19 protein-coding genes and 1 tRNA gene are annotated in these 19,416 nt (G+C 64.5%); 8 read left to right on the forward strand and 12 right to left on the reverse strand.

Features of this window, described 5'->3' with window-relative positions; all coding sequences use genetic code 11:
• Nucleotides 1-6: 6 nt before the first annotated feature.
• The 6 genes from A3Q7_RS0109475 to A3Q7_RS0109500 all read right to left on the reverse strand — a co-directional run bounded on the left by A3Q7_RS0109475 (nucleotide 7) and on the right by A3Q7_RS0109500 (nucleotide 5,107).
• The gene (locus A3Q7_RS0109475; RefSeq protein WP_026224666.1) at nucleotides 7-693 is read right to left on the reverse strand and encodes a methyltransferase domain-containing protein; all 687 of its coding nucleotides are present in this window, start codon (nucleotides 691-693) and stop codon (nucleotides 7-9) included.
• Nucleotides 694-703: 10 nt separating this feature from the next.
• The gene (locus A3Q7_RS0109480; protein ID WP_018411630.1) at nucleotides 704-1,780 is read right to left on the reverse strand and encodes a class I SAM-dependent methyltransferase; all 1,077 of its coding nucleotides are present in this window, start codon (nucleotides 1,778-1,780) and stop codon (nucleotides 704-706) included.
• Nucleotides 1,777-2,673, reverse strand: a complete 897-nt coding sequence (locus A3Q7_RS0109485) for a WcbI family polysaccharide biosynthesis putative acetyltransferase (RefSeq protein ID WP_018411631.1) — start codon at nucleotides 2,671-2,673, stop codon at nucleotides 1,777-1,779. Before A3Q7_RS0109485 ends, A3Q7_RS0109480 begins: the two co-directional genes overlap by 4 nt.
• Nucleotides 2,670-3,713 (reverse strand): GSCFA domain-containing protein, encoded by a 1,044-nt coding sequence (locus A3Q7_RS0109490; RefSeq protein ID WP_026224667.1) that lies wholly within the window; start codon nucleotides 3,711-3,713, stop codon nucleotides 2,670-2,672. The genes A3Q7_RS0109485 and A3Q7_RS0109490 overlap by 4 nt, the downstream gene beginning before the upstream one ends.
• A 319-nt stretch (nucleotides 3,714-4,032) precedes the next feature.
• A tRNA-Pro gene (locus A3Q7_RS0109495) sits at nucleotides 4,033-4,109 on the reverse strand.
• A 68-nt stretch (nucleotides 4,110-4,177) separates the two neighbouring features.
• The gene (locus A3Q7_RS0109500) at nucleotides 4,178-5,107 is read right to left on the reverse strand and encodes a polyprenyl synthetase family protein (protein ID WP_051079192.1); all 930 of its coding nucleotides are present in this window, start codon (nucleotides 5,105-5,107) and stop codon (nucleotides 4,178-4,180) included.
• A gap of 184 nt (nucleotides 5,108-5,291) precedes the next feature.
• Here A3Q7_RS0109500 and rplU point away from each other — a divergent pair, with 184 nt between their 5' ends.
• From rplU to proB, 4 genes are all read left to right on the forward strand, one after another.
• Nucleotides 5,292-5,603, forward strand: a complete 312-nt coding sequence (gene rplU / locus A3Q7_RS0109505) for a 50S ribosomal protein L21 (protein WP_018411634.1) — start codon at nucleotides 5,292-5,294, stop codon at nucleotides 5,601-5,603.
• A gap of 28 nt (nucleotides 5,604-5,631) precedes the next feature.
• On the forward strand, nucleotides 5,632-5,895 hold the full coding sequence (gene rpmA / locus A3Q7_RS0109510) for a 50S ribosomal protein L27 (RefSeq protein ID WP_018411635.1): 264 nt from the start codon (nucleotides 5,632-5,634) through the stop codon (nucleotides 5,893-5,895).
• 114 nt (nucleotides 5,896-6,009) lie between these two features.
• Nucleotides 6,010-7,089, forward strand: a complete 1,080-nt coding sequence (cgtA, locus tag A3Q7_RS0109515) for an Obg family GTPase CgtA (protein WP_018411636.1) — start codon at nucleotides 6,010-6,012, stop codon at nucleotides 7,087-7,089.
• Nucleotides 7,086-8,201 carry a glutamate 5-kinase gene (gene proB / locus A3Q7_RS0109520; RefSeq protein WP_018411637.1) on the forward strand — a complete coding sequence of 372 codons (1,116 nt, stop codon included), beginning with the start codon at nucleotides 7,086-7,088 and terminating at the stop codon, nucleotides 8,199-8,201. The genes cgtA and proB overlap by 4 nt, the downstream gene beginning before the upstream one ends.
• Before the next feature lie 37 nt (nucleotides 8,202-8,238).
• On the opposite strand, the gene A3Q7_RS0109525 is transcribed toward proB, so the two are convergent.
• Nucleotides 8,239-9,687 carry a sensor histidine kinase gene (locus A3Q7_RS0109525; RefSeq protein WP_026224669.1) on the reverse strand — a complete coding sequence of 483 codons (1,449 nt, stop codon included), beginning with the start codon at nucleotides 9,685-9,687 and terminating at the stop codon, nucleotides 8,239-8,241.
• A gap of 122 nt (nucleotides 9,688-9,809) precedes the next feature.
• On the opposite strand from A3Q7_RS0109525, the gene A3Q7_RS20545 reads away from it, so the two are divergent.
• The 3 genes from A3Q7_RS20545 (at nucleotide 9,810) to A3Q7_RS0109540 (ending at nucleotide 11,170) form a co-directional block, all read left to right on the forward strand.
• Entirely contained in the window at nucleotides 9,810-9,971 is a 162-nt protein-coding gene (locus tag A3Q7_RS20545; protein ID WP_018411639.1) for a DUF1328 domain-containing protein, read from the forward strand.
• Nucleotides 9,972-10,010: 39 nt separating this feature from the next.
• Nucleotides 10,011-10,649, forward strand: a complete 639-nt coding sequence (locus A3Q7_RS0109535) for a response regulator (protein WP_018411640.1) — start codon at nucleotides 10,011-10,013, stop codon at nucleotides 10,647-10,649.
• 113 nt (nucleotides 10,650-10,762) lie between these two features.
• Nucleotides 10,763-11,170 carry a response regulator gene (locus tag A3Q7_RS0109540; protein WP_018411641.1) on the forward strand — a complete coding sequence of 136 codons (408 nt, stop codon included), beginning with the start codon at nucleotides 10,763-10,765 and terminating at the stop codon, nucleotides 11,168-11,170.
• Nucleotides 11,171-11,179: 9 nt separating this feature from the next.
• On the opposite strand, the gene A3Q7_RS0109545 is transcribed toward A3Q7_RS0109540, so the two are convergent.
• The 4 genes from A3Q7_RS0109545 to A3Q7_RS19730 are packed head-to-tail and all read right to left on the reverse strand — an operon-like array spanning nucleotide 11,180 to nucleotide 15,430.
• Complete coding sequence (locus tag A3Q7_RS0109545) at nucleotides 11,180-12,094, reverse strand: FAD:protein FMN transferase (protein ID WP_026224671.1); 915 nt, start codon at nucleotides 12,092-12,094, stop codon at nucleotides 11,180-11,182.
• Nucleotides 12,095-12,121: 27 nt separating this feature from the next.
• Nucleotides 12,122-14,752 (reverse strand): DUF3570 domain-containing protein, encoded by a 2,631-nt coding sequence (locus tag A3Q7_RS0109550; RefSeq protein WP_018411643.1) that lies wholly within the window; start codon nucleotides 14,750-14,752, stop codon nucleotides 12,122-12,124.
• Between the two features lie 58 nt (nucleotides 14,753-14,810).
• Nucleotides 14,811-15,020, reverse strand: a complete 210-nt coding sequence (locus A3Q7_RS20550; RefSeq protein WP_026224672.1) for a DUF4266 domain-containing protein — start codon at nucleotides 15,018-15,020, stop codon at nucleotides 14,811-14,813.
• Entirely contained in the window at nucleotides 15,017-15,430 is a 414-nt protein-coding gene (locus tag A3Q7_RS19730; protein ID WP_018411644.1) for a TlpA family protein disulfide reductase, read from the reverse strand. The genes A3Q7_RS20550 and A3Q7_RS19730 overlap by 4 nt, the downstream gene beginning before the upstream one ends.
• 304 nt (nucleotides 15,431-15,734) lie before the next feature.
• On the opposite strand from A3Q7_RS19730, the gene A3Q7_RS0109565 reads away from it, so the two are divergent.
• Complete coding sequence (locus tag A3Q7_RS0109565; RefSeq protein ID WP_018411645.1) at nucleotides 15,735-16,805, forward strand: PEP-CTERM sorting domain-containing protein; 1,071 nt, start codon at nucleotides 15,735-15,737, stop codon at nucleotides 16,803-16,805.
• A 443-nt stretch (nucleotides 16,806-17,248) separates the two neighbouring features.
• On the opposite strand, the gene A3Q7_RS0109570 is transcribed toward A3Q7_RS0109565, so the two are convergent.
• The gene (locus A3Q7_RS0109570) at nucleotides 17,249-19,336 is read right to left on the reverse strand and encodes a cytochrome-c peroxidase (RefSeq protein ID WP_232417898.1); all 2,088 of its coding nucleotides are present in this window, start codon (nucleotides 19,334-19,336) and stop codon (nucleotides 17,249-17,251) included.
• Nucleotides 19,337-19,416 lie beyond the last annotated feature (80 nt).

Raw genomic sequence — 19,416 nt, forward strand, 5'->3', positions numbered from 1 at the left:
GTCCGCCTACTGCTGCGGCTTGGCGTGGCCGGTGAGCGCCTCAAGGCGTGCACCGTCTTCCGACGCAGTGTGCGGTCGAAGGATGTCAGGATGGCCATGGCGCCGGCCATTCATGTAGCGTTCGAGCCGGTCGAGCATGCGCGCGGGATGCCGATCGACATTGGCCTCGTCCTTGACGAACACGGCGACGAAATCGTTCCAGATGTCGAGCCGCTGGAAGGTGGTGAAGGACTCCAGCAGGGCCGGCCGGTAACCCGATCGCATGCTCCAGCGCACGAGCGCTTCGCCTGCGTCGGGGTAGAAGCGCCAGCAGTCCACCGGGTAGCGGTGATAGTCGCCATTCGACGGCGCGTTCAGGTAGAACAGACCGCCGGGCTTCAGCACGCGCAGCACTTCATTGAACATGAGCCAGAACATTTCGATGTGCTCGAAACACGAACTGCTCACGACCGCGTCAGCGATGCCGTCGTCGAACGGCAGTCGGTAGGCGTCTTCCAGCACCACATCCACGCCACGACCGGCAGCGAAATCCAGACCCAGATAGCGGGCACCCGCTGGCGCAACCTGACGCAGCGAACCGTTGATGTCCTGGGCGCCGATATCGAGGATCAGCGGCTGAGCGCCTTCGCCGCCAGCGCCGGAAAAATAGGTGGAAAAGAAGCGCATGCCGTTGTCCATCGCGCTCGGATGCATGGTTGTCCTTTCAGTCTGCGCGTCGCCGCAGCAGAACGACATCCTGGGTGCCTGCCGTGCCCGGAATGATGTCGAGCACGTCGAACCATCGTGCCCACCGGGTCATGATGTAGTCGGGCGAATGCATCACGTTACGGTAGTACTCGGCGTCGTCGATCACGGCCTGCAACTGGGCGTTGGCGCCCACGTCCAGAATGCCTGTCTCGTGCGTTTCGAGGTAGAGCGCAGGTGGCGTTCTGTAGAGAGCCATCTGCGGCAGCCCCTGCACCGACAGCAGCAGCAGGGCTTCGGGCTGCGTGATGCGCCACAGCTCTTCCAGCCAGGCGTCCTGCACCGCTTCGTCGAGATGGGTGAGCACGGACAGCCCGATCACCAGATCGAAGCTGCAGTCCGCAAACGGCGTGGGCGGCATCAGGTCAACGGCAAGGAAGCGGGCGCCTGGCAGTGAGTCCCTGCAGCAGGCGATGTTGTCGGCATCGATGTCGATACCTGTCACCGCCGGCGAAAGCAGCGACAGGTAGCGGCTGAGCCGGCCGGCGCCACAGCCCCAGTCCAGAATGGACCGGAAGGATGCGATCGGACGGTCGAAACGTTCATGCAGCAGATGTTCGTAATGCTTCACGATGGTCGCGCCGCCCAGCCTGAACGAGGGCAGGTTCGCGCTGCCGATGACACGCTCTATCTGATCCGGCGACGGCATGGCAGGTTCGCGTGCCGGGTCAGCCAGATACCAGGCCGTGCGGTAGGACAGGCGGTGTTCGCCGAACGGACCGGTCACGTTCAGGCGCACGAAGCCGTCCGGAAACAGCTCATCCCGGCCGGTCCGGCGATGCCGGCAGAAAAAGCGCGATGTCGCCGCATTCGGGATGTGGCCGAAAAAGTCGAGCAGGTCGGGCGATGGCAGGCTGCGATCGACCTGGTCGAAATCGGCACCGTTGATCAGGAAGCGCTGCCGCGCCGGATCGTCCCAGATCGACAGGGCCCAGCCGGACACGGTGATTTCTTCGTCGGTGACGACCACAGCATCCGGCATCCAGCGCAGATGCCGTGCTGTCGCAAGCTGGATGTCTGCGAAGTGAATGTTCATGGCCGGACATGCTCGCGCAGGAAGCGTGCCGCGCGTTCGATGGCGGGCGCATGCCAGTCCGTGGTTTCCAGCCGGTGCGCGGCGTAGCACACATAGCTGCTGTCGATGAACTCATCCCAGCGGATGACGCGCTCGCCATGAACAATCTGCAGCGAAGCGGCAGGGTCTGCCGGGTCGAACTCTCCGGGCGCAGAACCGGGCAGGCCAGGATAGCTCGGCAGCAGGAACGAATACTTGCCCAGCCAGTCCTCTGGCATGCGCGCGCCGGGCAGCGGCTTGATGTTCACGCGTTCCAGCATCTGTTTTGCCAGTTCGAAAAGGATGCTCACCGCCGGGTGGTTCGGGCAGTGCATGAATGTCCGTTTCGCCGCAAAAATGTAGCGGCCATCGAACCCGAGCTGCGCGAAGCTCTCCAGCAGGGATCGCCCGTGGTGAACGAAGTCATCCGCATAACCCAGACCGGCGTAGATGAAGCGGTTGAACAGCGCGGGCACCCGCGATGCGGGCAGCCCGCACAGGTAGGCACCGGCGACGATGGCCGAGTGATAGTAGGACGCCACCGTTTCCAGATAACGGCCGTTGCACCGCAGGACGTTGATGTCCGGATGGAATCCGCCGAATATCACGGAAGGAATGGCGATGACCGAACGCACCTGCGCAAGCAGATTGCGCAGCACTTCCTGCTCACCTGAGCCGGACAGGGCGTATTTGGGCAGGTGCACGAACATCGCGTCGACTTCGCTCGCCAGCGCCATCACGGCCTGCAGTGCCGGATCTTCGCTGTCCTGCACGTGTTCCAGCTGTATCGCCTCGAACAGGTGACCGGGTGCGAGCGCCTCGAGGCAGTCGATCAGCCCGCGTGACTGGCAGTTGCCAACGACTGCGATTCTCATGGCGCGTTCAGCATGTCTTCGTCGCACCACACCTCGTACCACTGGTCCCGTTCCGCCATCGAGGTGCGCGGTGCGGGCGCCGCCGGGGCAGGAGCGCCTTGGACGGGCGCCTCGGAAAGGTAGAGCCGGGTGAAGTACTCCACCACGTCATGCACGCCCTCGGCGGTGATGTGACGCATGTCCGGCTGGAAGTAGCGCCCCATCGTGTGATGGCCGGCAACGCACTCATAGGACGGAAAGTAGGAGGCCAGATCGTCATCTCGCGTCACCATGTCGGCCACCACACGCAATGCCGCCTTGGTGTAGCTGTTGGACACCAGCACGTGGCGCGGCTCATAGGTCGCCGCGATCGATACCGGCGATACGCTCAGCACCAGCTTCACCGATGGATTCAGCAGGCGCAGATTGCCAATCAGGCGGCGCAGGTCATCCACCATCTCCGGTACCGAAAAATTGTGGAAATGACAGGTCGCGCCGTCCTCCGGCTCGCCATGCACGCCGGGCGCCAGCGGGAATACGGCGCCATCCGCATCGGACACCCAGGCTTCGGTCATGCCCAGCGTGAACACGAATACATCGCACTGTTCGAACATCCGGCGCACCGCGGCCAGGTGCGATACACGGTCCGCCTGCAGATCATCGAGCGTGCTAAAGCCATTCGGCTCGACGTTGGGCCGGAACGGGTCGACGAAAGCATCATGCCAGCGCCAGACATGCTCGCGAGGCACGAACAGTCCGTAAGCGCGCTCGAAAAGCTGAAGCAGTTGCCGAACGGTATAGATGTTGCCGAAACGTGCCGGGTAGACGCCGAACTGGCGTTCTGGCGGTCCGCCTTCGGTGATCAGATAGTTGAAGCCCCGCGTAGGCAGAAGACGAGCCAGATGCTGGGCAAAGCAACTGCCCGCTGACACGATCCTGTCCGTCGCGTGGATCACGAGACCGTCGTGCCCGGCGGGAACCTGCGTCATATCGAACCCGGCAACACCAGCGGTACGCGACCAGAAGGCGGTGTCCGGCAGGTCGGTGTAGGGATGCGGCATTGCGATGAGCAGGACAGTTTGGTCGAGGGCCGCCAAGGCTACATCGAATGGGGCGGTTTTTCGAGAAAGGCTGAGGGTGGCGGGACCTTGGCCCCGAAGAGCTTTCGACAGGGCAACAGCTATCGACGTGACGGAGGGCCCGACCGCGGAAATTCGCAGGACGCCCGACCGAGCGCCCCTTCCTGCTCGAGCAGGATCCCGGGTGTGCAAGTTTCGCTGTATGGCACCACGCCCGGCGCAAGTCAGAGAAGACCTGACCCAGATTCGGGTCCGGAAAACAAGAAAGCCACCCCTGAGGGTGGCTTTCTTGCGGGATTCTTGGTCGGGGAAAGAGGATTCGAACCTCCGGCCCCTGCGTCCCGAACGCAGTGCTCTACCAGGCTGAGCTATTCCCCGAACATCACTGCGGCCACTGTCGCGGCTTTCCGTGACCGTCGCCCGTGAGCAACGAGGCGCGCAATATACTAGAACTTTCTTTCGACCGCAAACGTTGCGAGATCGAGCAGGCTCTGCAGGTAGTCGTTCGACGGCAGTCCGTCCAGTTCGGCGCGGGCACGTGCCGCTTCCTCCCGGGCACGTTCGCGCGCGACGTCCAGCGCACCGCTGTCCTGCACCGCGGCGAGCACGGCGCCCCAGTCGTCGCGTCCGCCCTCCTCGATCGCATGACGCACGACTTGCACCTGATCTGGCGTGCCGTTCTTCATCACGTGGATGAGCGGCAGCGTGGGCTTGCCTTCGGCCAGGTCATCGCCGAGGTTCTTGCCGATCGAACCTTGGTCGCCGGAATAATCGAGAATGTCATCGACAAGCTGGAAGGCGGTACCCAGATGCATGCCGAAGCGGGCGAAGCGCTGTTCCACCTCGTCGTCCACGCCGGCCAGCATGGCGCCCAACCGGCTCGCTGCTTCGAACAGTTTGGCCGTCTTGTAGCGGATCACCTGCAGGTAGCGCTCTTCGTCCACATCGGCGTCGTGGCAGTTCAGCAACTGCAGCACCTCGCCTTCGGCGATGATGTTGGTGGCTTCGGCCAGCACCGCCTGCACGCGCATGCTGCCCACCGACACCATCATCTGGAAGGCGCGCGAATACAGGAAGTCGCCGACCAGCACCGAGGCGGCATTGCCGAACAGGGCGTTGGCGGTCTTGGCGCCACGCCGCAGCTCGGATTCATCGACGACATCGTCGTGCAGCAGCGTGGCGGTGTGGATGAACTCGACGACGGCGGCCAGTTCAGTGCGATGCGCCCCGGTGTGACCGCAGGCGCCGGACGTGAGCAGCACGAGTGCCGGGCGCAGGCGCTTGCCGCCGGCACCGATGATGTATTCGGCCACCTGGCGCACCAGCACGACGTCCGAGTGCAGGCGCTCGCGGATGACGGCGTCGAGCGCGCGCATGTCGTCCGCTATCAGGCTGTAGAGACGATTCAGTGAAGACAAGGAATAACGGCCGGACGCGGAAAAACGCGGATGGTAGCAGCGCCCCAAAACGCGTCAAGCCATTGATGTTTCGCAGGCTTTGACATTTGACGACGGCCTCCGGTATAGTTGTGGATTCCCTTAAACCTTACTGGGGTTACACATGTACGCGGTCATAAAAACCGGCGGCAAGCAGTATCGCGTCGCGGCCGGCGAAAAAATCAAGGTAGAACAGATACCTGCGGATGTGGGCTCGGAAATCGTGATCGACCAGATCCTGATGGTCGGAGAGGGCGAATCGGTCAAGATCGGTTCTCCCGTGGTTGCCGGTGCCAGCGTTCGTGCAACGGTGCTCTCGCAAGGGCGCCACAAGAAGGTGACCATCTTCAAGATGCGCCGTCGCAAGCACTACCAGAAGCATCAGGGCCATCGTCAGAACTACACCGAACTGCGCATCGACGCCATCAACGGCTGATCGCTGAACTTTTCCAGGAGCACATCTCATGGCACACAAAAAGGGCGGCGGCAGTACCCGTAACGGCCGCGACTCGGAATCGAAACGCCTTGGCGTCAAGAGCTACGGCGGCGAACTGATTTCCGCAGGCAGCATCATCGTCCGCCAGCGCGGCACCGAATTCCACCCGGGCGACAATGTCGGCATGGGCAAGGATCACACGCTGTTCGCGAAGGTCGATGGCACCGTGCAATTCCTGATCAAGGGCGCCAACCGTCGCCGCGTGGTCACCATCGTTCCGGCCGCAGCCTGATCAGGCACGCGCCCGGACATGAGCCCTGCCCGCGAGGCAGGGCTTTTTGTTTCTGCCGCCGGTATCATCGGGCGGCACCCAATCCCGGCTCACCCAGTATCGGCAGCACAGGCAATGAAATTCTTTGACGAAGCGAAAATCGAGGTCATCGCCGGCGATGGCGGCAATGGTTCGGCCTCTTTCCGCCGCGAAAAATTCATTCCGTTCGGCGGCCCGGACGGCGGGGACGGCGGTCGCGGCGGCAGCATCTGGGCAGTCGCCGACCGCAACCTCAACACGCTGATCGATTACCGCTACACGCGTGTCTTCCGCGCACAGAGCGGCGAAAACGGACGCGGCGCCGATTGCTACGGCAAGGGAGGCGAGGACCGGGAACTGCGCGTGCCGGTCGGCACCACTTTCACCGATCTCGCCACCGGCGAGGTGATCGCCGACCTGGACCGTGACGGTGCCCGCGCGCTCATCGCCAAGGGCGGCCGTGGCGGTCTGGGCAATCTGCATTTCAAGTCCAGCACCAATCGCGCGCCGCGCCAGACAACCCCGGGCGAAGCCGGCGAGCGGCGCGAGCTGAAGCTGGAATTGAAAGTGCTCGCGGACGTGGGTCTGCTCGGCATGCCGAATGCCGGCAAGTCCACCTTCATCCGCGCGGTGTCGGCGGCGCGCCCCAAGGTGGCGGACTATCCCTTCACGACACTTGCGCCCAATCTGGGCGTGGTGCGCGTTGACGATTCGCGCAGTTTCGTGATCGCAGACATCCCGGGGCTGATCGAAGGGGCCGCCGACGGCGCCGGTCTCGGACACCAGTTCCTGCGCCATCTGCAGCGCACCCGCCTGCTGCTGCATCTGGTCGATCTCGCCCCCTTCGATCCGGACGCCGATCCCCTGCGCGAGGCCCGCGCGATCGTGGAGGAACTTCGCAAGTACGACGAGCAGCTCTACCTGAAGCCGCGCTGGCTGGTGCTGAACAAGATGGACCTCATTCCCGAGGACGAACGCGAGCAACGCGTGCGCGATTTCGTCGAGGCCTTCGGTGCCGAGCGCGCCTTCAGCATATCGGCCATGACGCGGGAGGGCTGCGACAGCTTGTGCTACGCGGTGATGGACCATGTGGAAGCAACGCGTCGGCCGGAAGAACCCGAACCGGATGTGCGCGATCTCGAGTCGGGACACCCGGAGGACGGGGACACGCAATGAGGCAGAGGCTGGTCGATGCGAAGCGGCTGATCGTGAAGGTCGGCAGCGCACTGGTCACCAATAACGGTGCCGGCCTGGATCTGGACGCCCTGCAGGAATGGGCACGCCAGATCGCCGCATTGCGGGCCGACGGACGCGAGGTGCTGCTGGTGTCCTCCGGCGCGATTGCCGCCGGCATGCAGCGCCTGGGCTGGGCCACACGCCCCAGCGCCATGCACGAACTGCAGGCTGCCGCGGCAGTGGGCCAGATGGGGCTGGCGCAGGCCTATGAGAGCGCGTTCTCGCAGTATGGCCTGGCCTGCGCCCAGGTGCTGCTGACGCACGAAGATCTGGCCGACCGCACCCGCTATCTCAACGCACGCTCCACGCTGTCCACGCTGATGGAACTGGGCGTGGTGCCGGTGATCAACGAGAACGACACCGTCGTCTACGAAGAAATCAAATTCGGCGACAACGACACGCTGGGCGCACTGGTCGCCAATCTGACCGAGGCGGATTGCCTCATCATCCTGACCGACCAGAACGGCCTGTACACGGCGGATCCGCGCAAGGATCCGTCCGCCACGCTGATCAGCGAGGGCGCGGCCGATGACGCGCGCTTCGAAAGCATGGCCGGCGGTGCCGGCACCGGCATTTCACGCGGCGGCATGATCACCAAGGTGCGCGCCGCACGCCGTGCCGCACGCAGCGGCGCCGACACGGTGATCGCCAGCGGGCGCGAACCGGATGTGCTGCTGCGGCTGTTGCGCGGCGAGTCGCTCGGATCCTTCCTGCAGGCGGGCAACAGTCCGCTCGCGGCGCGCAAGCAGTGGCTGGCCGATCATCTGCAGCTCGCCGGCAGACTGGTGCTGGACGACGGGGCGGCGCGCGCGCTGCGCGAAGGTCGCAGCCTGCTGCCCATCGGCGTCACCGAGGTGACCGGGCAGTTCGAGCGCGGTGCGGTGGTGGCCTGTTGCGACGCAACGGGACAGGAACTGGCGCGCGGTCTGATCAATTACTCGGCGTCCGAGACCCGGCGCATCGCGCGCCATCCTTCGGCGGAAATCGAGGCGCTGCTGGGCTATGTCGACGAGCCGGAACTGATACACCGGGACAACATGGTCCTGGCCTGAGCCGGCGCGCGATTTCAGGCGGTGCGCAGCCGGCCGGTCAAGCCGCCGGCAGCGAAAATTCCAGCAAGGTACCGCGCGGTCGGCCCGGACCGATGGAAAACCTTCCGCGCAGCGCGTCCGCACGGTACTTCATGCCCAGCAGCCCGTGCGAACCGGTCTTGCTGCGGGCCTCTTCCGGCATGCCGATGCCGTCGTCCAGTATCGACATGTGGACCTGCCCGTCGTTCACCGAGATCGCGATCTTCACCAGGCTGGCCTGCGCGTGTTTGCGGATATTGGTAAGCGCCTCCTGCGCCACACGATAGATGGCGATGGCGCGATCGCGTTCGAGCTCCAGTGATTCGGGCAGATCCAGTGCGACCTCGAACGGTGCAGCCGATGCACGCGTCTCTTCCGCCAGCGCCTCGAGCGCGGGCAGCAGCCCGAGGTGGGTAAGCACCGTCGGCACCAGGCCCTCGATGACGCGCCGCTTGATCTGCACGCCCTGCTCCAGGATGTCGCAGACCCGCGTCAACGACTCGACATCGGCGCTTTCCTGCTTGCGTGCTCGGCGCAGCAACATCGAAGCCTCCATGCGGCTGGCGGTCAGAATGGACCCCAGTTCGTCGTGCAGTTCGCGCGCCAGCGCCGCCTTCTGTCGCTCCGCCTCGGTCTGCAGATGCGAGGCAAGTTCGGACAGCTCCTCGGTGCGTATGCGCACTAGCGCGTCGAGTTCGTCGCGCGCCGCACGCAGGCGATCCGCCACGAGCGCTTCGGCCTGGCTGCGCATGGCATAGGCACGCAGCAGAAGTATGAGCATCACCACCCCGGCGGCAATCACGACAATGGCCGCCGCGCGCTGTCCCTCGATCTCCTCGCCAAGCAGCGTCATCTGCTCCTCGAGATAGGCGCGTTCGGTACGCACCAGCGGTTCGAGCGCGTCGCGCAACGCGGCCTGGTCGGTTACGGGAGGCAGAAAGGCGTCCATCACCTCCACCGGACTCGCGTTGTCGGGCAGCGCCCTGAGCCGCTGCAACTGTTCGGATTCGACAGCGAACAGCTGGCGCAACAACCTGACCCGGTCCTCGTCGATGCCGCGACGCGCCGCCCAGCCGAGCACTTGCGTCGACGCGTCGTTGAGACGCTGCAGCGCGTTCAGGTGCGCTTCCAGATGCGCGGGCGAGGGGTCCTCGACATAGCGCGCCTCGCTTGCAACCGCCTGTGCATTGTCATAGACGATATTGTTCAGCGCAGCGAGAGACAGCCGGGATGCATCGATCTCCCCGCGTTCGTCCTGCATGGACTGGTAGGTGATTTCCGAGAGCACCGCCAGCGCCACACCGATCAGCACCACCAGCAGGGCGCCCCAGCGAAAGCGTGCGATGCGCATGAGCACATTGTCGGTCAGTCGCTCGGCGCCATCGGTAGCCGACCCCGCTCTGCGTGCAGCCCTGGACAGCCCTTCGACCAGTGAGCGATGACGCACGCCGCGGCCAGCGTCAGACACGTCCGACGCTCCGCTCACGGGGCGGACGACATCCGCCCTCACTTGCCCGATCTAGGATGCAGCCATGGGAATCGCAAGCCACACACCGCGCAGCCCGCTCGTCAAATCGAAAGGAGCCTGTCATGCTTCACTATGCCCTGATATTTTTCATCGTCGCCCTGGTGGCGGCATTGTTCGGTTTTGGCGGCCTGGCCGCAAGTGCGGCAGGTATTGCAAAAGTCCTTTTTTTCGTGTTCCTTGCATTGACCATCGCCTCGTTCGTGCTCGGTCTGTTCAAGCGCTGACCTCACCGGCAATCCATCGTTTCCACGGCCCATAGAATCATGCAAAAAAAACGCGTCCTGCTCGCCGACGACCACCAGATCGTGCGCAATGGTCTGCGCCAGTTGATCGACGCGGAGCCCGATCTGGAAGTCGTGGCCGAAGCATCCACCAGTGCGGAAACGCTCACCCTGCTGCGCCAGCACGAAGTGGATGTGCTGCTGCTGGACATTTCGATGCCGGACCGCGACGGCATGGATACCCTGCGCCTTCTGCGTTCGCATCGCGCCGAACTGCCGGTGCTCATCATCAGCGCCTACGCGGAAGAACAGTACGCTCTCAACATGCTGCGTGCCGGGGCCAATGGCTATATCCGCAAGGATGCCGACGTGGACGACATCCTGTCCGCGATACGCACCGTGCTGCGCGGCCGCCGTTATGTCAGCGACACCGTGGCCGACCTGCTGACGCAGCGCCTGAATGGCGACGCCGACGCGCCCGCGCATCAGCAGTTGTCGGAACGCGAATTCCAGGTGCTGCACAAGCTGGCCACCGGCAAATCGGTCACGGAAATCGCGGACGAGCTTTTCATCAGCGTGAAAAGCGTCAGTACCTACCGCAGCCGGCTGCTCACCAAGCTCAACCTGAAGAGCAACGCCGAACTGACCTACTACGCGCTGAAGAATGGACTGATCGAATGAATACCGATGTCGGCTCCGACCTACATACCGGTCCGGCCAGCCATGGGAAACTCGCCTACACTCATGGACAGGTCCCGCCTGCCCCGTCATCCGATTCGGTCCAGCATCGCGCCGTGCATGCGCAAGAACCTTCAGACAATGTCCAGACGCTGCGCCGCCGCCCGTTGAGGGTGCTGCTGGTCGAGGACTCTCTGCTCATCCGCAAGCATCTGGTATCGCTACTGGAGGATACCGATGGCGTCACCGTGTGCGGCGAGGTCGATAGCGAGGCCGACGCCATCACTGCGCTGCGCATCGGACGCTTCGATGCGGTGGTGGTCGATCTGCAACTGCGCGAAGGCAGCGGCTTCGGCGTGCTGCAACACCTGAAGCAACATCATCCGGACCTGCTGTCCATCGTGCTCACCAACAGCAACTCCCCGGCCATGCGCGCCCGCAGCATGGCGATGGGCGCCCACCATTTCCTCGACAAGTCCAGCGAATTCGAACGCGTGGCCGACCTGCTCGAAGGCCTGCGCTGAACGCCGCGATCAGCGTACGCCGAGCAGGCTACCGCCGCACCCTCCCTCCACATCCACCCACAGATGCGGCAACCCGAGTCCGACGAGCCAGTCCGCGCCCCCGTGCTGCTTGAGCATCGCGATGGTGGATGCGCTGCCCGCGACGAGACAGAAGTCCGCCACCACGGTCACTGACGCCAGCACGCTCACCGGCCAGCCGGTGCGCGGGTCGAGTATATGGCCATAGCGCCGACCATCGATCACCTTGCATCGTGCGTAATCACCGCTGGTGGCCACCGCCCCCCGGCTCAGACTGAGCACGCCCGCCACTTCACCAGCCGTACGTGGATGCTGGATACCGATCTGCCAGGGCTGCCCGTCAGGTTGCGGCCCCATGACGCGCAAATCGCCACCGAGATTGATCAAGCCGTGCCGTACCCCGGCATCGAGGCAGAGTGCGGTACAGCGGTCGACCGCGTATTCCTTCACGATGCCTCCGAAATCGATTTCCATGCCTGCCGGAAAGCCGATCTGCGGGCGCATCCAGTCCACCCGATGCCAGCCGACGCGGGCACGCAGCCTGTCGATCACCTGTGGATCGGGAGGACTGCCATCACGCAGACGCCATGCCTCGCGCAGCACCCCGGACGTCACGTCGAACAGGCCGTCGCTCTGCCGATGGCAGGTGTCCGCGTAATCGAACAAAAGGGCGGTCTCTTCATCCACCTCGATCCGCCCGCCCCGCGCCGCCACCGCGTTGATCTGCGACAGAAGGCTGTCCGGGCGGTAACGCGAATAGCGCTGCTCCAGCCGAGCGACCTCCGCCGTCACGGCCGCGATCAGCGCCGCGGCGCGCGCGCCATCCTGCAGGAAGATGCGAAGCTCGCACGGCGATCCCATGGCGGCGAAGAAGTGTTCATGGATGAGTACAGGCTCTGCAGCCACACGGGTTTCCCGATCAAGCATCGGGCCTCAGAATGACATGTTCCAGTTCAGCGCGAGCGTATGGCCGCGCTCGAGCTGATAGCCGCGCACCTTTTCGCTGACGGGCATGATCCATTCCAGCGCGATCCGGTCGCCCTCGCGTTCCCGCCCCGGCAGCACCATGCTGGCACCGAAGCCGATGTCGACATAGCGACCGCCGGTGTTCGATGCCAGATCGGCAGGGCTGTGCACGGCATGGACATAGCTCGTGTTGCCGAAGGCATCGAGCACCTCGTTCTCACCCTTCAGCGCACCCCGCACACTGCCCTGCGCGGTGTATATGCCGCGCACTGAAAGCGAAAAACGCGAGCTCGGACGCCAGCCCAGCCATCCGGTTGCCTGCAGCACATCGCCCAGCACACAGCCGGACTTGTTGCGGTGGTCCGGCCGGAGCACTGCGGACAACTGCCCCCCCCAACTGCGCCTGCCCGCGCTGCCCGCCAGCGTGAGCGAGGGCATCAGATCCCAGGTCCCGCTGCCGGTCTGCATGCCAAAGTCCATCAGATCGCCGCCATGATGTGCCATGCGCTCGTCGATCGAGCCGGTCGGGATGCTGACGCCCAAGGCAGCGTGCGCATGCATGCCTGCGGGCGCAGGCAGCCGGAACAGCACCGCGGCCGTGGTGTCCCCGAAACCGCCCGTGGTGTGCGCCGACAGATCCATCGCGCCATGTGAATGCCCACCGAGCGAGGTGTAGAAGCCGCCCTGCAAGGCGTCATTCTTCATCGACATGCTCATCAGATGGGGCATGAGCATCAGGTTGATATCGGCAGTGGGCGCATACATCAGGTGCAGCATGTGCATATGCATCACCATTTCGCTCGGTCTGACCGGGCAGCCGAGGGACCCGCACGATGCGAGCACCTCGGCGTCGGACGCGCGACGCGACCCGGTCACCATATGCCCCGCCTGCCGCGTGAATCGGTAGGAATAGCTCGCCATGAATGCACCCGGGCTGCTCATCATGTGGGCATCCATGACGCCGGCTGGCGCATCGGCACCCGCATGATCATTGTGCTCATGATGATCGTGGTGAGCATGGTGTGCGTGAGGGTCCGTCGCCGCGAGTTCGTCCGGCATTGGCCGGGGCACGGCCGGACCGCCGAAGGCGTAGTTCAGTCCGACGCTGATCATGTCGGAATGGAAATCGGCGAAACGGTCTTCACCGCCGCCGCCCCACTTCAGGCTGCCGGCGTGACGGTAGCGCTCGTAGCTGATGTCCAGCCGCATGTCGTCGAACACGCGCCGGCTCACGATGACACCGTAGCTGATCGCGCCAAAGCCGGACAGCCGCTGGTCGCTCGACCAGTTGTCGACCGGGATGCGCGAGAAATCCAGATTGCCGCTGCTGTCCTGCGGGAAGCGCTGCACAAAGAGAAAATAGGGGCTGTAGAACTCAGCCGCGGTCTGCGTGTAGTAGCGCACACGCGGCGTCAGTGTCCACGCGCCTGCCGTCTGCACCCACTTCAGTTCCAGCGTATCGGCGCGTACGCCCCAGTCGTCGCGCGAATGGCTGTAGTCGATGTGGGCGGCCGCATCGAAGCGGCCGATGTAGCGCGCAAGATGCAGATTCCAGGTGAACTGGTTGCGCACGTCAGGGCGCTTCTCCGGCACGGTGAACACCGGTGTGCGCAGGAAATTGAAGGCCGAGGGCGTGGTGGGATCGGCAAACGCCAGCGCCACCAGCTTGTGCGGATTCTCGAGAAAGCCCTCGCTGCGCGCATAGCTCAGACTGGTCGACATCACGGTGCTGCGGTCGATCACCTGGGTCAGCCCTACATTGAAGGCGACGTCCTTGCGCTGGCCCCGCCATCGCAGCGATTCGTTCTGATCGGTGGCCAGCCCGGAGGAATCGGTGCCCGCGGTCGGCACGCTCACGATGCGCGATCCGGACTGCGCGTTCTGGTACAGGCGGTAATCGATGTAGTTGCTGATTGTGCCCAGACGCGCATCGATATCGCTGCGCTTGGTACTCGCCCCCATCGCCAGCGACGTGAGTTTGCTGTTGAAATCCAGGCGCAATCGTCCACCAAAGGATCGCGACCAGTAATCAGGCTCGTCAGACAGGCTGGCGTTCAGATCCAGACCCGCTTCATCCCATTCGCGTGCATAGGACAGGCGTCCCTGATGCCGCGTTTCAGGTGACGCGGAGGTCATCACGTTCACGATCTGCGGCGCGCGCTGTCCGGTGGCCAGCGCGATCGGCTGCAGCGTCTGGCGATCCACCCGCATGTAGCGCGGAAGCGCCGTCCCGGCGAGCGGATTGGAATCGACGTACAGCGAGGCGCCCGTCGTGGTGGCGAGGAAGCCAAGCGGGGCCGTGGCGTAGGGCGTGGCGCCAGACCACGTGTCCTGGGAAAAATCCAGCGACACCGAGGACCGATCATCGATACGCAGACGGGCGCCGCCGCGGGCGGTATCGACCTGTAGTGCATCCGGACGCTGCAGGTCGCTGGCGGGCCCCCGCACGAACGCTCGGCCACCTTCCGAATAGTGGCTGTAATTCAGATAGGCCTGATCGACTTCCAACGCCTGCGCCGATGCAGGCACCATGTTCGGCAACGCAGCGGCCGCCATCATGAGCGCCTGCAGGGCATCCGCCGGCGCGCGAGCAGCCATCGGCCGGCAGGTGGCAAGCAAGCGACGCAGCAGACGGCTCGGGCAGCGCCGCCTGCGTTCAATAGCAGCCACAACCACCTCCCTGCCCCGCAGCGCCGGCAGATCCCGCTTCACGGCTGGAATAGACGTGCTCCTGCCCGGCACGCTGTACCGGGTGAGGTTCCAGTTCCATGCCCGGACGTGCGAGATCGCCGCGCTCCCAGGCGGGCACATGGGCGCACCCGGTCACGCCGAGCAGCGACAGCATGGCAAGGCTGCGCCACCTCATTGCGGGGGGCCTGCCAGCGCGCGCTCGATCGCCTGCCGGCGGGCGGCCAGATCGGAGGACCGGAAGCCGCGATGCACCTCGATGATCCGTCCGTCCCGGGACACCAGATAGGACGACGGCATCGCCTTTACGTCAAAGGCGCGCGGGCAGTCGCCGCGCGGATCGATGGCGGTACGGAAAGCGGCCGGATAGCGAGCGAGAAAGCGCCGCGCATCATCCGGGCGCTCGTCGACGCTGATGCCGACAATGGTCAGGCCGCGCTCGCCAAATTCCTTGTGCAGCGCGTTCAGGTAGGCGAAGGACTGGGCACAGGGTGCGCACCACGAGGCCCAGAAATCGATCAGCAGAACCTCTCCACGCAAGGCCCGTACATCCACGGCAACATCGCCCTGGCGCAGGCTATCGGCCACACAAGGCGGCAGTTCGGGCGCAGGCGGCGACGATCCTGCAAGGGCGCAGCCGCTCGCAAGCGGCCACGCCAACAGGGCAATCCGGAGTACGAGCCGGTGCGACGTTCGACATGTGTTGATCACGGAAGCGAAATACGAAAGGGATCGGTACCGGCCTGCATGCTAGTCCGAGCCCGGCCCGGCTCACCTGCGACAATTTGTCGCGTTGTCGCAGCGACCGCCGCACACTTAATCTCCACGTGGACAGCGTCTGCCCGACTCCAGTCGACGGCGATCACACCATTCATCATTCCGAGGAGATTTCATGCGCATGCGTACCGTGGTTGCCGCACTGGCCGGTGCCGGCATCATCGGCCTGCCCATTCCGGGTCTGGCTCACGTCGAGTACTACGACCTGAACCAGGGCCACCGCATCGCCGACCTGACGGCTGCAGGCAAGGTCAAATCCACCGAACAGTACGGGAGCACGCCAGCCGCAGCTCTGGCGCTGAGCGGCTCCACCGCCAACGGCGTCGGCGTGCTGTCCTCACAGTCCGACCTGCCGCTGAACAACACCGCCTACTGGAACAGCACCTATCAGGTCTACAACGACTCGGGGACGTTCAGCAACGTAAGCTACGATGCGGCCACCGGCTTCGGTACGGCCAAGGTCGTGGTCGACGACGTGACCGACTCGGGCTGGGGCGCCGGCACGCAGTCCACCCTGGGTGACAGCCACAGCGTGGACTTCTTCAACTTCCGGCTCACCACCTCCGCCGTCGTGACCATCTCGTGGAACGTTGACACGGATGGCACCTACATCGATTCGGCATTTTCGATCTACAAAGGTGTGTTGACCTATAACGGTCACGATGACTCGGTTGACAAGCTGAACCCCAAGACGGGCATCACGACCAAAGTGCAGAATGCACTGGACGCCCAGAATGCGCCCGCAGATGTGCAGGGCATCACGTCGGACTATCGCAACACCACCGGCAGCGGTCCGGGCAACTACATCGGGCAGTTCGATGCGCTGGGCAACTGGGGCCAGGCCAACGCCGCGGGCAACTGGAGCAACGTCGAGTTCATCGCCTATGCCAATGCGAACAATCCAGCCGAGGGTTTCAGCACCGATGCCTCGGATACGCTTGAAACCTTGACCATAGTGCTCGGTCCGGGGAACTACACCATCGCGGCGAGCGGCGCGCTGGGTGCGGCCCTGTCCGCTGGCGGGACCGGTACGGATTCCTTCGGACTGAGCGGGCTGCGTGGCGAGCTGACCTTCTCCGCTGTCGCCGCGCCCGTACCGGAGCCGTCGAACTGGGCGCTGCTGCTTGGAGGACTCGGGCTTACCGCACTGGCGGCGCGTCGTCGCGCCACCTGGCAGCGGGCCTGAACGACTCCGCGCCGCCTCGCACCTCTCAACCCCTTGACGGCAGCGCAAGCTGCCGCTTTTTTTGTTCACCGCGTAAAAGGGCGCGGGGAGCGGTTGACGGTTCGGCTCTCGTCAGATGGGCAATCGCCCGGCAATCCGGGCGCCCTTGTCATGTACGACGCCCGGGGCAGACGGGTCTTCCGGACGGCCGCCGCATCGATTCATCCCGGGAGCGAACCGACGGATCTGTGCCTCCGCCAGTCATGCGCAGAAGCGTCCGGCGTGCGCCGGGTCCGTAACAGTCCTCCGCCAGCCAGCCGGCCACGGCAAACCGGCACCGCATCCGCACGGTATAAAAACGCCCGGCCGGACGCGTACCGTCGGCCCATCACCCCATCCACACCCTCTGCCGCATCGTTCGGCAGGCATCCATGAGAGCCGCTCAGGCGACGGATGCACGGCGCTCAGGGGGCAAGTTGCGACTCGAAACTGGGCAAGGCCTCATCCATTCCACGTGCGCCGACCGCAGGAATCTGCAGCAGGACATCACTGGCCAGATCGCTGCCCCAGACAGCGCCAGTCGACATCGTCAGATGGTCACCCGGATGACCATGCGGCACGATCAGCTCCGGATGATCAAAAGGGGCGCGGGCATATCGCACCCTGTCGTCGGTCAGGGATTTCAGGAAAGCAAGCAGGTCGGCGCGTGCTTCGGCTTCGAGCAACTGTGTCTGCTCGAACACGAAATTGATCTGCTTGCTCTGTCCGGAAAAATTCCCGCCACGCGTATAGAACTCGATCACCTGTTCCAGCGTGGCCATGCTGCCGTTGTGCATATAGGGGCCGGTCAGCTCTACATTGCGCAATCCGGGTATCTTGAAGCTCGCCGAAATGGCGCTGCGCATCTTGCGCGAGCCGCTCTCCCGCGCCGCTTGGGCCGCCGCCGGTACGGGAATGTGAACAGCCGACGCATTGAAACAGTTCTCGGTGCTCACCGGCTGCGGCAGCAGACCATCACGCTGCGTGAAGAAGCTGGCATTGGCGACCGGCAGATTCAGGGTCATCGATACCGCCATGTCGCAGGCGCGCACTGACCGCACCTCGGCATCGACCACCCCGTCATCGTTACCCGCCAGGAAATCCATGTACTGGACCGCGAATGACAAAGGATGTCCCCACGGATCAAGCCCGGCGATGCCGACATCCCAGTCGTCCTCCACGACGCCGGTTGCCATGAAGCCTGCATCCTGGAAGCCGGTACCGCCCAGCGTCGGGAAGCGGGTGACGACGCTGCCGGTGGCACTGGCCGGGAACTCCGCGCCCAGCACCGACCGGTCGGCGCGCACCTGCCGTGCGATCGCATCGAGCGCGACCGAGGTGAATGCCGGGCCAACATGGCACTGATTGCAATGGGCTTCGCGGAACAGCACGAAACCTCGCTGCTGCTGCGCCGTCAGATCGATCGGCGTGCCGTCTGCATCGCGCGCGCTGCGATCGAAGGGTGTGTCATCGGACACCAGCGTCGCCATATAGGTCTGCAGGGCCAGCCCGAAGAACATGCCGAAATTGGCCTCCATCTGACTGTAGGGAAGCGCTGCTTCGCCGCCCTGGGCAGCGGGGGCACCGAAAGCGCCGCGCGAGCCGTAGGACCAGTACTTGCGGTTGAAGGCCTTGCGTATCAACAGTGCGTACCAGGTATTGAGGCCCGGACGCAGTTGCGTGGCGGAACTGAGTGCGAGCGGGCCGAGTACGCTGTCCTCGGGGTGCACACGCTGGGATTCCAGAGGTCGGCGCCACATGAGCTTGCGGCCCAGATCAGCGAAGGTGCGACCGCTGCAGCTCATTTCCGTCACGTCGACCGGTGGCGACAGCGCGAGCGACGCCAGTGAGGCATTCACCAGCCTGAGTCGTTCCTTCGCGACACGGCCATCGGCCTGGCGCACCCATACGCCGGCATCCGGGTCGCGGTCGCCCCAGGTGCTGGAGCCGTTGAATACGTTGTTCGCGCGGCCGTCCCAGAAATTTCGGTGATTGAATACCGCATTGATCACCGAGGGCGCATTGCGCTGGGTCACCTTGCGTGCGCCGACGCCCCGCACGTGAAACACGTCGTCAGCCTCGCGCGCGCAGCGATCCTGCTCGCCTGGCTCGATGGATACGCTGCCGAACTGCCCGCTGAAGCTGCCAGCCGATCCGACGACGTCATCGGATGTGCGCAGGAAGCCATAGCGCTCGATGGCCTCGAGTGGGCTTGCCGCCTCGACCAGCGGAAAATCGCCACGGCGCAGCGTGTAGTTGGCACCACGGCTCTGGCCATCAACGCCCGGCTCGAAGCTGGTCGACGCTGGCATGCGCGCGGCACCGTTCGGCGCCACCTGATTCCGTACGCGACGATCGGCCCCGGCGTGGAAATGACAGGAAGCACATGCCATGCCGTCGCTGCCCACATTGCTGTCCCAGAACAAGGCCTTGCCCAGCGCGATGGCGGCCGCATGATCCACCACCACCGGCTCAGGTCCGTCGAGGAGGCCCGGCACTTCAGGGATTGGCACCCCTTTCAACGAAAGCGGTAAAGGTCCCTGGTGCGCCGACACAATGGAGGACAGCAGCCAGAGCGTAGCGGCGGCACGCC

This window comes from Methyloversatilis thermotolerans (assembly GCF_000372885.1).
GTDB classification, from domain to species: domain Bacteria; phylum Pseudomonadota; class Gammaproteobacteria; order Burkholderiales; family Rhodocyclaceae; genus Methyloversatilis; species Methyloversatilis thermotolerans.